The sequence below is a fragment of the Novosphingobium sp. genome (genome assembly GCF_024642085.1).
Lineage (GTDB): Bacteria > Pseudomonadota > Alphaproteobacteria > Sphingomonadales > Sphingomonadaceae > Novosphingobium.
The window spans coordinates 1-12492 of record NZ_JAHEBV010000008.1; the positions used below are offsets into that span (position 1 = coordinate 1).

Below are 12492 nucleotides of genomic sequence, written 5' to 3' on the forward strand. Positions count from 1 at the left end.
GCTACCGGGTTCGGTACCGCAGTGTCGGCGTTCTTCTGGGTCTATGCGCCGCTTTGCCTGGTCGTGGGCTGGCTGTGTGACCGGTTCTGCGTCTACCGCCTGTTCGCCGCCGGGATCGCGCTGTGGGCGGCGGCAACGCTTTTGACCGGTTTCGTCCACGGTCTGGCCATGCTGATCGCTTTGCGGCTGATATTGGGCCTGGGCGAAAGCATCGCCTTTCCCGGCAGTTCCAAGATTTTTGCCGCCGAAGTTTCCGCAACCAGCCGCGGCATGGCCAACGCGATGGTCGCTGCGGCTCTCGCCTTCGGTCCGGCAGTCGGCACGCTCAGCGGCGGCCTGATTCTGGAAAGCCACGGCTGGCGGCCAATCTTCTGGATCTTTGGTGCGGTGACGCTGCTTTGGCTGATACCGTGGCAGGCCGTCGCCGCGCCGCTGCGCAGCACGAACGTGGCGGTGCCGGTGACCGACCCCGTCCCGCTGGGGCGCCTGCTGCGCGTGCCGAGCGTCTGGGTGGTGGGCATCGGGCATTTCTGCACCAATTACGGGTTCTATTTCCTGCTGACCTGGTTGCCGCTCTATCTGGTCAAAGAACGCGGACTTTCGATCGGCGACATGACTGTTCTGACCACCCTGGGGTTTACCGTGCAGGGGGTCATGGCTTTGGTGATGGGCCGCGCTTCGGACCGCTGGGTCAAGGCCGGTGCGGACGAGGCGCGGGTGCGCCGCGGGCTGATGGTAGCAGGACAGGCCATGATCGCGGCGGCGATCGGCGGGGTGTTCTTCGCCCATTCCGCCTTGGCCGTCGGCGCCTGCCTCGTCCTGGCAGGCCTGGCCACCAGCCTCTTATCCGTTAACGTGTTCGCCATCGGCCAGATGTTTGGCGGCGCGCGGGCATCTGGCGGCTGGATTGGAATCCAGAACATGGTCGGCAATTTATCGGGCATCATAGGCCCGATCGCCACGGGGGTGATGATCGACCAGCTGGGCGGTTATGGCTGGGCCTTCGCTCTTACCGCGCTGGTTCCGGCGCTGGGCGCCTTGTGGTGGTGGAAGGCCGTTCCGCCGATCCGCCAGTTCGACGCACTCTAAAGCGCAACGAAGCGGCCTGCGGCGCGGTCCTTGCGTACCTTAAGGCCGTCGAACACCTCGCCGCTCATCGCGATGTAGACGCCGGGCGCAGCGACCTGCGCCGTGGCAAAAGCCATGCCGAGGTTGAAGTTGGCATCCGTTTCGGCAAACCGCGCCGGGCTGAGCGCGCCGGTCAGGCAGATTGTCTTGCCCGGAACCTGGGCGGCCAGCACGCCGGCGGTTTCGGTCATGGTATCGGTGCCATGGGTCACGACGATCCGCGTTTCGGGCGCTTGTGCCGCAGCGCTCGCGATCGCAGCGCGGTCGGCATCGTCCATCTCAAGGCTGTCCTTGCGCATCAATTCGACAACGCGAAACGGCAGCGCGACCCGCGCCTCGGTCAGCAAGGCCGGAATGCCGCTATCGACGATCTGGTATGCGCTGAGCGCGTCGAAATAGTTCTTGTCAATCGTGCCGCCGGTGGTGAGCACAAGAATGGCTGGGCTGGTCATGCACCGCCCTTAGTCGCCCCGCGCCGTCCCGGCCAGTCGGTAGCATGGCCGACCCACAGCGCCAGCCAGATCAGGACCGGCTGAAAAGCCAGACGCGGGATATGGTAACCCAGCCCCAGCCCGCCATCGGCGCGGGCCGTGTCGTTGAACATGTGCTGCAGGTTGGCCGGCCAGACGCACAGCGCATACAGTGCCAGCCCCCACCCCGCGGCCCGGCGCAGCGGCGCGGACCACGGCTGCAGCAAGCCCGCCGCGCCGGCCAGTTCGGCCACGCCGGTCAGCGCGACCACAGCCGTCGGTGCGGGTACCCACGGCGGCATGATCGTCAGAAAAGGCGCGGGATTGGACAGGTGGATCACCCCCGCCGCGGCGTAGAACAGCGCCAGCACCCAGCGCAGCACAGTGCGCGTCATGGCCGGAATTGCACGCCGGTCATCTGTTCCGACAGATCCCACAGCCCTTCGGCCAATGCCGCGTCACGGATATGGGGATGGGCACCGGCGAAAGGGGGGGTATCAGGACCGGCCATCGCGGCGATGTTGCAGTCTTCACAGTAAACCCCGCCCACGGTGTCCAGAAGGGGGGATACCGCGCACCACACGCTGGTGGCTGCACCTTCTTCGGTTGATTTGAAACGCGGATCGATGGTGCCCTCGGCATCCATCCAGCCCATCGCGATCTGCTCCTCGCGCGTCAGATGGCGCTGCAGCGGCGTGGCAATCCCGCCGGGATGAACCGCAAAGGCACGCACGCCGCGGGGCGCGCCCAGCGTGTCCAGTTGCAAGGCAAACAGCGCATTGGCCGACTTTGCCTGACCGTAAGCCTGCCATTTGTCATAAGGGCGGCTTTCAAAATTGGGATCGGCAAGGTCGGGCGGGCAGATCCGGTGGCCGATCGACGACACCGAAACCACTCGCGCGCCGCCAGCGGCTTGCAGCAGCGGCCACAACCGCGCCGCCAGCTGGAAATGCCCCAGATGGTTGGTGGCGAACTGGCTTTCGTATCCGCGTGCATCGCGGGTCAGCGGGTTGGCCATGACGGCGGCATTGCCGATCAGCATATCGATCCGGCCCGTGCGCGAGCCGACATCGGCCGCAAAGGCATCGATCGAAGCCGGATCCGACAGATCCAGCGCGGCGATTTCCGCCCCGCCTGCCACCCCGGCCAGGTCCTGCGCCGCCTGATCAGGCCGCCGCGCGCCTACGATCACGCGCGCGCCGGCTCCGGCCAGCGCGCGCACCGTTTCGGTGCCAAGGCCCGAATATCCGCCTGTAACAACCGCAACCTTGCCGGCAAGATCGATCCCCTGAACGACCTCGCGCGCGGTAGAGCGATAGCCGAAAGGCGAAGCGATCGGGGCCTGGGCAGTGTTCATGGCAAGGCATCCTTTGATGTGCCGGCCAAGGGATAGGGCCAGCGCAGCGAAACACAACCGGCGCAGCGTATCAGGCGGCCAGCGCGCCCTGTTCCATGGCATCGATCGCGCCGTGCAGCCGGGTAGCTGATTCGGGATCCAGCTGGTGTTCGAACAGCGTCAGGTGGCGCTTCAGCGTCAAGCGAACGGCACCGGTGCCCGTGCCGGTCGGCTCGCCAAGTTCGCGGTAGTGTTCCAGCCCGTAGCGCAGGATGATGGTCGCGTTGATTGCCAGATCACGCAAAGCTGCGCGCGGCCAATCGAGCTGGCCGGTATCGACCAGCCGGGCCAGATGCACCTCGATCTGGGTAAAGGTCTTTGCGGTCCATTCGGGCGCGCGTTCGGCAATGACCGCAACGTGCTCACCGTATGCAGCCTGGTCGCGGTAGAGAAAGCGGAACGTCCGAAACTCGTCCATCAGGGCGCCGATCAACCGGGTGTAATCGGCCAGGGCATCACCCTGCGCCGCCGGGGCCAGCGCCAGGCGTGCATCGATCACCGCCGCGAATTGATCGGCAATGGCTTCCAGCAGGTCACGCCTGGTCTTGAAGTGGTACCACAGGTTACCTTCGGCAATCCCGCATTGCGCCGCCAGCGCCGCGGTAGTGACCGCGCCATAACCCTGTTCGTTGAACAGCGCCCGCGCGGCCACCACGATCCGGTCACGCGTTTTCATCCGTAATGCGACAGTTCGACCATCATCTTCTTGTAGCCATGGACGAAGCAGGCCGGCACGCGTTCCGGTTCGCCCACGGGCGTCGCACGCAGGCGGCGCTTGCCCATTTCTTCAAGCAGGGTGCACAGCTGCATTTCAGCCACGCGCGCGCCCACGCAGCGGTGGATCCCGTAACCGAACGACAGATGCCGCCGGGCGTTTTCGCGGTCGACCCGGATTGCGTCGGCATCCTTGAAAACGGCTTCATCGCGGTTGGCGGAAATGTACCACATCACCACTTTGTCGCCCTTTTTCATGGGCACGCCATCGACTTCGGTATCTTCCAGCACCGTCCGGCGCATATGTGCCAGCGGCGTCTGCCAGCGGATCAGTTCCTGCACCGCATTGGGGATCAGCGCGGGGTCAGCTTCCAGCTTGGCGCGTTCTTCGGGGAATTGAGACAGGCCCCAGACAAATCCCGACATCGAATTGCGGGTGGTATCGTTGCCGCCGACGATCAGCAAGATCAGGTTGCCCATGAACTCCTGCTGGCTCATGTGGTTCATCGCATCGGACTGAAGCATGACAGAAATCAGATCCTTGCCCGGATTGGCGACCTTTTCCTGCCACAGCGCGCCAAAAGCCTCGCCCATCTCGGTCAAGGCCGCATTGCGGCGGGCATGGCCTTCGGGTGTGGTCATCTGTTCGACATCGCCGCCCATGTCCGACCAGTAGGTCAGCTTGTGGCGTTGCTCCCACGGGAAGTCGAACAGCTTGGCCAGCATCCCGGTGGTAAGTTCGATCGAGACGCGATCAACCCAGTCAAACGCCTCGCCAACTGGCAGCGAATCGAGCACTTCGCCGGTGCGCTGCTGTATTTCTGCCTTCATCGCGGCCACTTCGCTGGGTCCGAACGAAGGCGCGATGGTGCGCCGCTGCGCGGTGTGGTGCGGCGGGTCCATGGCGATGAACATCGGCATGCGCACTTCATTTTCCATCAAGCGGTCGACGATGCCGGTGATCGCGATGCCGCCATATTCCCAGCCGGACGAAAAAATCTTGGGCAGCGCCTCGATCTTAACGATCGGTTTGTGCGTGCTGACCGACCAGTAAGGACCGAACGGACTGTCGGGAACATACTGGATCGGCGCCTGTGCCCGCAGTGTGCGGAACGGTTCCTGCCAGCGATCCTGAGCATAGAGTTCAGGGCGGCTGACATCGATCGGCGCCAGCGGCGGGGCGTTACGGTCCAGTGCGGCGGTGGCCATGGCAATCCTCTCCCACGGGTCCTTGCCCGTCTAGGGTATGCACCCTAATCGGATGCGCGGCCGTGTCAATCGGATCAGAAGTCGACGGCCAGGAACCCGTTGACCGAGCGCGGCTGGTTAGTGCGGTAAAGCCCGGGTCCGCCCGAAACGAGGCCGTACTGGTCCAGTACGTTGTAGATCTGCACCCGTGCGGTCACCGCCTTGCCCGCGACCTTGAATGAATAACGCGCGCCCAGATTCACGATCTGCCGCCCGACAATTTCAAGGGAATTGTCGGTAGTGGCCGGCATTGCGCCGCGTTCCAGAACGCTGGCGTCAAACGACAGTCCTTCGGCCCACGGCGTGCGCCAGTTGAGGTTGACGTTGAACAGATGCTTGGCCACCCCCACGGGACGGCGCCCGATGGTTCCGGTGGCTCCGGCGTCGCGCTGGACCTGCGCATCCAGCACCACCCCGCCGGCCACCAGATCGAGCCGCGCGGTCAGCGGGCCCGAAAGCGAAAACTCAGCCCCGCGGTTGCGGATCGACCCGACCTGACGAAAGGCTTGTGCGGAATCGAAGCCGAAATAAGGCTTCGACAATTCAAATACCCCCGCGATCAGCTTGACCCTGGGAGTGATTGCCCAGCGCAGCCCGGCGTCCTTCTGGCTGGTCAGGATCGCGGGCAAAGGCGCGTTGCGGTTAGCCGCATTGGGCGGCGCAGTGCCGCTTTCCTCCAGCCCGCGCGCATAGCCAGCGAAGAGGCTGACCCCCTGTGCCACCGACACGGCGGCGTTGACGTTATACAGCCAGGGATCATCCCGGCCAACAATCGGCGCCACACCGGGCAGCTGCGTGGTCTTGCGATAGCGCACTTTGGACAGCCCAAGGCCCAGTTCCCCGACATTGCGCCAACGCCCGCTATAGGCCAGCCCCAGCATGTCCTGGCGAACGCGTTCGCGGCTGACCGGGCCAAACGTGAAGCTGGCCGGACGGGCCGCATCTTCCTCCTCATAAATGGTCGTCGGGCCAAGGTCGAACTCCTGCGACCCGCCAAACTCGCTGCGGGCATCGCGTGAGCGCAGGCTGAGGTGAAGCACATGAAGCCGCGGCCCATCCGGAACCGAATGGCTGACCCGCAATTCTCCGCTGAGCGAGCGTTGGTGAAGCGGCGGATCGGCAAACAGCAGCCGTGTGGCGCTGCCATCGGGCGCAACATCGGTCAGCAGGTTGAAGTAACCTTCGCGCTGTTTGAAGCTTGACCGGAACAGGCCCAATCGTACCGCCCAGCCGCGCGCCGGGGTAATGCTGGTCAGCAGGCCGGCGGATTGCGCGATAAGGCGGTAATCGGCCCAATGCGGGCCCAGGTAAGTGTGCTTGGCAGGAACCGGCGGCAGGTAATTGCCTGCCGCGATATAAAACGGCCCAGCTTCGTCGTTGTAATCATCAAACCGGGCATAGAACGGCAACAGTTCAATCCCCGGGGCCGGCCGCCAGCGCAGTGCCAGCGATTCGCTATGGCTGATGCTGTCGGTCCCGTCGGGATAGCCGGTGCGCGACACGTTGGCACCATAGGCCAGCCCCAGCGTTTGACCGAGCGGCGCCGATCCGGTCAGTTCCATCCCCGCCGAACCAAAACTGTCACCGTTGACCACCACCGATGCGCCTGCCTTGTCGCCGGGGCGGCGCAGCGCAATGTCAACAATGCCGCTGGGCGCGGCGAACGGATAGCCCTGGGCTGAAAGGCCCACCTTGATCCCGGTCGAATCGGTCAGCAGTCCGGGAAAATCGAAGGCTGGATCGAAATAGAGCCCGTCGATCCGGACATTGCCTGCCGCCGTTGGCGAAAAGCCGCGAACATTCCCGCCGTTGTAGATGCCCAGCACCTCGCGCCCGACCGAGTAGCCGAAGCCATCCTCGGCTTCGGTGACGGCGTTGTCGCTGCTGCGGTCTTGCGCAGCGGCCGGTGCGGCCAAGACGCAGGCCATGACCGGCGCCACAATCGTTAATGTGCTGAATGCCCTCACCAACCGCCCCCTCTATCCCGATGGGCGTTATCCCGATGGCATTCCTGCCTGATACAGCCGCTCGACAGGCGGCGCCGAGGGACCGGCCAACGACGCCCGGACAAAAACGTGCCGCCCGGACACAGGTCCGGACGGCACCTCGCTGAACCTCGGTTGCGGTCAGTTGCGCGCGGCGACGCGGCGATAAGGAACGAAATCGCCCAATGCGATGAATCCGGTCACGAAATTGCCGCTGCGTTCAACGGTCTGGACACGGTCCAGCCGGCAGAACGAACCGCCCGTAGGATAGGTCACCAGAATATCGTCATCATCAAGCTTGCGGGCATTTTGTGGACGGTTGACCCAGATCGTGCCTCCCGAACGATAAACCAGTGCCGTCTTGTCAATCACGGTGCCATCGCGCGATTCGCTAAGGCTGATGCAGCTGGCAGGTTTGCCCGGCTCACGCCCTTGGAGCATCTTGGCAAGCTGTTCTTCCCCGGAAAGCCGGGGGCCAGCCTGTGCGGCCGATCCGCCGATCAGCAATGATGCGGCAATAAGGGCAAAACCAGTTATGCGCATGGGATGCTCCTTCGCTTGTCCTGTCTGGGTAGAGCATACTATCTGAACCGGGCCTGAAATGATCCCTTTGTTTTCGCCGATCCGCGTTACCAGACGTTGCCAGCCGCAATAGCCTTCTGTTCTGCCGCGCTGGAACGACGACCCAGAACGGCATTGCGGTGGGGAAAGCGCCCGAAGCGGAAGATCATCCGGGCATGTTCCCGCGCGAAGCGTAAGTTTCGCGCGTCACCCAGTTCGGCAAACCGGTGCAGGCTTGCGCGCTGATCTTCGGCGTGTTCGGAATGCATCAGCGGCAACAGTACGAACTGTGCCTGGCCTTTGGGCAGGCCGCGGTGCCACCCCCGCGCGATCGCGGCGCGGGACAAGGCGCGGGCCAGCGGATCGGCGGCAAAGGCGGCGGGCGATCCGCGGAAACAGTTGCGCGGTATCTGATCGAACAGCAGGATTGCAGCGCGTGCCGTATCGCGATTGGTCAGGAAACGATCGGCGCTCAGGTACGAAAAGGGGCCAACCCGGCGGGCAAACCGCCGCGCCAGCATGGCATCGACAGCGTCGTCGCGCTTGTACCACTGCGCCGGCTTCAGGACGTGGAACCAGACGTGCAGCAGGTCAGCTGCCCAAGCCGGTGATGCCAGTGCCATGCTTTCAACCAGTGCCGCCGACAGTCAGCCCGTCGACCAGCAGGGTTGGCTGTCCGACCCCGGCCGGCACGCTTTGCCCGCCCTTGCCGCAAATCCCTACGCCTTCGTCGATCTGCATGTCGTTGCCGATGCCGATCACCTTGGTCAGTACCGTCGGCCCGTCACCGATCAGCGTCGCGCCCTTGATCGGCGCACCCAGCTTGCCGTTTTCGACCTTGTAGGCCTCGGTACAACTGAACACGAACTTGCCCGACACGATGTCGACCTGGCCGCCGCCAAAACTCTTGGCGAAGATCCCGCTTTTCATCCGGCTGAGCAGTTCTTCCGGATTATCGTTACCCGCGCGCATGAAAGTGTTGGTCATGCGCGGCATCGGAGCGTGGGCATAGTTTTCGCGGCGCCCGTTGCCGGTGGCGGGCACGCCCATCAGCCGCGCGTTGAGCCGGTCCTGCATATAGCCTTTAAGGATGCCGTCCTCGATCAGCACGTTTTCCTGGGTAGGTGTGCCTTCATCGTCGATCGACAGCGATCCGCGCCGCCCCTGGCCATTGACGCCAAGCAGCGTGCCATCGTCGATCACCGTCACCCCGGGCGCGCCGACACGGTCACCGATCCGGCCCGAAAAGGCGCTGGTGCCCTTGCGGTTGAAATCGCCTTCCAGCCCGTGGCCGACCGCTTCGTGCAGCAGCACGCCGGGCCAGCCGGGGCCAAGCAACACCTGACATTCGCCGGCCGGCGCGGCCACGCTGTCCAGATTGACCAGCGCCTGCGCCAGCGCATTGTCGATCGCCCGGTTCCAGGTTTCAGGAAGAAACAGATCATCGTACAAGCGCCGCCCGCCGATCCCGAACGACCCGGTTTCGCGGCGTCCGTTCTGCTCGACCACGATCCCGACATTCAGCCGTACCAGTGGCCGCACATCGTGCGCGGTAAAGCCATCGGCGCGGACGATCTCGATCACTGACCAGGTCGCAGCCAGACTGGCGCTGACCTGGACCACGCGCGGATCGCGGGCCCGGGCGGCGGCGTCGATCGTCTCGAGCAGCCTGACCTTTTCGGCAAAGTTGATCGCATCAAGCGGCGAGGCGTCGGTATAGAGGTGGCGGTTGTTTTGCCGCGGCGGCGGCGCGGCCTCGCCTTTGGCCGGATCGAGCAATTGCAGCGTTTCGCCGGCGCGGCGGATTGCAGCCAGGCTGATTTCGTTGGCATGGGCAAAGCCGGTCATCTCGCCCGAGAGGCCGCGCAGGCCAAACCCGGCATCGCGGGCATAATCGGCTGTTTTCAGACGGCCGTCATCAAAGGCAAACGTCTCGCTGGCGATGAACTGCATATACAGTTCACCATCATCGCAGGCCCGCAGCGTATCACGAGTGACGGCCAGCGCCTCATCAGGCGTGATCTGGCGGTAAAGGAGCGAGCGGGGATCGGAAGCGTTCATGCGCCCCGATATAGGGATTGCGCGCGGCGGCGCCAGTGCTGCGTTCAGGGGTGCGGGGTGTTGCTGCTGCCAGCGGCGATATCGGGGGCGGCAGACAGATCGGCCCCATCCGCCGGGCCGCCTTTCAGCACAAAGCGCTTGTCGCAATAGCCGCAGTCGACATAGCCATGCTCGTCGATTTCCAGCCAGACGCGCGGATGGCCCAGCGCCGCGCCGCCGGGAATGTCGCGTGCCCCGTCGCAGCTGACGCGGGTGGTGGTGACTGATGCGGTTTCCGGCGGCTTGATCATGGCCGCGCCATAGCGACTGCGCCGCGCCATTTCCAGCCTTTACGAACGCGGCGCGAGGTCGCAAGGAAGCGGTCATGGACACCCCCGCCGCAATATCGATCCGCGATCTCGCCAAGATATATGCCGCGCAGGGCGGCGCCCCTGCCAAGCACGCACTGAAGAGCGTCAGTTTCGACGTGCCGCAGGGCCAGATTTTCGGCCTGCTCGGCCCCAACGGCGCGGGCAAGTCGACCCTGATCAATATTCTGGCGGGCCTGGTCAACAAGACTGGCGGCAGCGCCAATATCTGGGGTTTCGACATCGACGAGCATCCCCGCAATGCCAAACGGTCAATCGGGATCGTGCCGCAGGAGATCGTCTTCGACCCGTTCTTCACGCCTTATGAGGTGCTGGAAAATACCGCCGGGTTTTATGGCGTCCCCAAGGCGGCGCGGCGCAGCCTGGAAATCCTGGCCGAAGTGCACCTGGCCGACAAGGCAAACGCTTATGCCCGCACGCTGTCAGGCGGCATGAAGCGCCGCCTGCTGATCGCCAAGGCGCTGGTTCACCGCCCCCCGGTTATCGTGCTGGATGAACCCACCGCCGGGGTCGACGTCGAACTGCGCCGCCAACTGTGGGACCTGGTGGGCGAACTCAATTCCGAAGGGGTGACTGTGGTCCTGACCACCCATTACCTCGAAGAGGCCGAGCAATTGTGTGACCGTATCGCCATCATCAACCACGGCGAACTGATTGCCAACAAACCGACCCGCGAACTGATCGGTATGGCGCGCGAAAAGGTGGTGGTGCTGACACTGGACCGCGATGTGGCCGCGCTGCCCGCCAGCGCATCGTTCCTGAAATGCGAAAGCGTGGGCGACCGCATGATCGAAGTGACTTACGACAAGGATCGCACCAATGCCGGCGAAGTGCTGGCGCAGCTGCAGGGCCAGGGCTTCGGAATTGTCGACGTGACCACGCGTGAGGCCGATCTGGAGGATGTTTTCGTCACTCTGACCAGCGCGGCCCGCGACGCAGCATGATCACTTCAGACGTCATCATCGTCGGGTCGGGGGCGGCTGGGCTTACTGCGGCACTGGCGCTGGCCGACAGGGTCAAGGTGCTGGTGCTGGCCAAGGGCGATCTGACCGGCGGGTCGACCGCGTGGGCACAGGGCGGCATTGCCGCCGTGCTGGACGAAGGCGACACCTTCGAAAACCACATTCGCGATACCATGGTCGCCGGGGCCGGGCTGAACCGGCTGGAGACGGTCGAGTTCGTGATCGAGCAGGCCCCCCACGCGATCCAGCGGCTGATCGATCTGGGCGTGCCGTTCAACAAGGAAGCAGGCGACCTGCACCTGACGCGTGAGGGCGGGCATAGCCACCGCCGCATCGTCCACGTCGCCGATGCGACCGGCTGGGCCGTGCAGGAAGCGCTGCTGAAAGCAGCCGCCGCGCATCCCAATGTCACGCTGCTGCCGCACCAGAGCTGCATTGATCTGATTACCGGCAAGCACGAGGAACGCTATTCGGGATCGGGCCGCGTCTGGGGGGTCTATGCCCTTAACGAAAAGACCGGCAAGGTTGAGGCGCATACCGCCCGCGCCACGATCCTGGCGACCGGCGGGGCTGGCCGCGTCTACCAGTTTTCAACCGCGCCGCGCGGTGCCACGGGAGACGGGATTGCCATGGCCTGGCGCGCGGGGGCACGCGTGGGCAACATGGAAATGATGCAGTTCCACCCCACCTGCCTCTACAACCTCGACGTCAAGAACTTCCTGATTACCGAGGCGGTGCGCGGCGAAGGCGGGCGGCTGATCAATCCCAAAAGCGGGCACCGCTACATGCCCGACTATGACGAGCGCGCGGAACTGGCCCCGCGCGATATTGTCGCCCGCGCCAACGACGCCGAAATCAAGCGCGACGGGCTGGACTTCGTCCATCTGGATATCAGCCACCAGCCGCCTGAGTTTGTCCGCGAACACTTCCCCAACATCTACGAAAAGCTGATCGGCCTGGGGATCGACATGACCAAGGGCCCGATCCCGGTCGTCCCCGCACAGCATTACACGTGCGGCGGGGTGATGATCGACCTTGCCGGGCGGACCGACTTGCCAGGGCTGTATGCCGCAGGCGAATGCACCGAAAGCGGACTGCACGGGGCCAATCGGCTTGCCAGCAACAGCCTGCTCGAATGCTTCGTTTTCGGCGAGGCGGCAGCCAAGGACATACTGGCGCGCTGGGACAGTTTCGAGGCCCCGCCTACCGTGCGCGGCTGGGATGAAAGCCGGGTGACCGATTCGGATGAAGAGGTCATTATCAAACAGAACTGGACCGAAATCCGCCGCTTCATGTGGAACTATGTCGGGATCGTGCGGACCACCAAGCGGCTGGAACGCGCGGCGCACCGTATCCAGATGATGTTTGGCGAGATCGAGGATTATTACGGCCACTTCCGCGTTTCGACCGACCTGATCGAGCTGCGCAATCTGCTGCAATGCGCCGATCTGATCGTCCGGTCGGCCTTGTCGCGCAAGGAAAGCCGCGGGCTGCACTACACGCTGGACTATCCCGAAACGCTGGCCGAGCCCAAGGACACCGTGCTTGTTCCATAACCGTTGCCGCCGTGTCGTGAAGCTGCAACAATTCCGCCATATA

At 64.2% G+C, this 12492-nt stretch carries 13 protein-coding genes; 3 read left to right on the top strand and 10 right to left on the bottom strand.

The window, feature by feature from the left end; genetic code table 11:
- Positions 1-1089: MFS transporter (locus tag Q0L62_RS04970; protein ID WP_296677263.1), on the top strand; the 1089-nt coding region annotated here is incomplete at its 5' end.
- On the opposite strand, the gene Q0L62_RS04975 is transcribed toward Q0L62_RS04970, so the two are convergent.
- The 10 genes from Q0L62_RS04975 to Q0L62_RS05020 form a co-directional block, all read right to left on the bottom strand.
- Positions 1086-1580 (bottom strand): asparaginase domain-containing protein, encoded by a 495-nt coding sequence (locus Q0L62_RS04975; protein WP_296677265.1) that lies wholly within the window; start codon positions 1578-1580, stop codon positions 1086-1088. The two genes, Q0L62_RS04970 and Q0L62_RS04975, sit on opposite strands and share 4 nt — an antisense overlap.
- Positions 1577-1993 (bottom strand): DoxX family protein, encoded by a 417-nt coding sequence (locus Q0L62_RS04980; RefSeq protein ID WP_296677268.1) that lies wholly within the window; start codon positions 1991-1993, stop codon positions 1577-1579. The genes Q0L62_RS04975 and Q0L62_RS04980 overlap by 4 nt, the downstream gene beginning before the upstream one ends.
- Positions 1990-2955 (bottom strand): oxidoreductase, encoded by a 966-nt coding sequence (locus tag Q0L62_RS04985; protein ID WP_296677271.1) that lies wholly within the window; start codon positions 2953-2955, stop codon positions 1990-1992. Before Q0L62_RS04985 ends, Q0L62_RS04980 begins: the two co-directional genes overlap by 4 nt.
- A gap of 70 nt (positions 2956-3025) precedes the next feature.
- Positions 3026-3670 carry a TetR/AcrR family transcriptional regulator gene (locus Q0L62_RS04990; protein ID WP_296677273.1) on the bottom strand — a complete coding sequence of 215 codons (645 nt, stop codon included), beginning with the start codon at positions 3668-3670 and terminating at the stop codon, positions 3026-3028.
- Positions 3667-4917 carry a cytochrome P450 gene (locus Q0L62_RS04995; RefSeq protein ID WP_296677276.1) on the bottom strand — a complete coding sequence of 417 codons (1251 nt, stop codon included), beginning with the start codon at positions 4915-4917 and terminating at the stop codon, positions 3667-3669. Before Q0L62_RS04995 ends, Q0L62_RS04990 begins: the two co-directional genes overlap by 4 nt.
- A gap of 74 nt (positions 4918-4991) precedes the next feature.
- Positions 4992-6884, bottom strand: a complete 1893-nt coding sequence (locus tag Q0L62_RS05000) for a TonB-dependent siderophore receptor (RefSeq protein WP_296677278.1) — start codon at positions 6882-6884, stop codon at positions 4992-4994.
- 198 nt (positions 6885-7082) lie between these two features.
- Positions 7083-7484: a hypothetical protein gene (locus Q0L62_RS05005; RefSeq protein WP_296677282.1), complete on the bottom strand. Its 402-nt coding sequence runs from the start codon at positions 7482-7484 to the stop codon at positions 7083-7085.
- A gap of 86 nt (positions 7485-7570) precedes the next feature.
- A complete protein-coding gene (locus tag Q0L62_RS05010; protein ID WP_296677284.1) occupies positions 7571-8125 on the bottom strand; it encodes a DUF924 family protein in 555 nt (184 codons plus the stop codon).
- Positions 8126-8129: 4 nt separating this feature from the next.
- The gene (gene tldD / locus Q0L62_RS05015; protein WP_296677286.1) at positions 8130-9563 is read right to left on the bottom strand and encodes a metalloprotease TldD; all 1434 of its coding nucleotides are present in this window, start codon (positions 9561-9563) and stop codon (positions 8130-8132) included.
- Between the two features lie 44 nt (positions 9564-9607).
- Positions 9608-9853 carry a zinc-finger domain-containing protein gene (locus Q0L62_RS05020; RefSeq protein WP_296677288.1) on the bottom strand — a complete coding sequence of 82 codons (246 nt, stop codon included), beginning with the start codon at positions 9851-9853 and terminating at the stop codon, positions 9608-9610.
- Positions 9854-9927: 74 nt separating this feature from the next.
- Between Q0L62_RS05020 and Q0L62_RS05025 the strand changes: the two genes are divergently transcribed.
- Together Q0L62_RS05025 and nadB are read left to right on the top strand one after the other, a co-directional pair.
- Positions 9928-10875: an ABC transporter ATP-binding protein gene (locus Q0L62_RS05025; protein WP_296677290.1), complete on the top strand. Its 948-nt coding sequence runs from the start codon at positions 9928-9930 to the stop codon at positions 10873-10875.
- Positions 10872-12449, top strand: a complete 1578-nt coding sequence (gene nadB, locus Q0L62_RS05030; protein WP_296677293.1) for an L-aspartate oxidase — start codon at positions 10872-10874, stop codon at positions 12447-12449. Before Q0L62_RS05025 ends, nadB begins: the two co-directional genes overlap by 4 nt.
- Positions 12450-12492 lie beyond the last annotated feature (43 nt).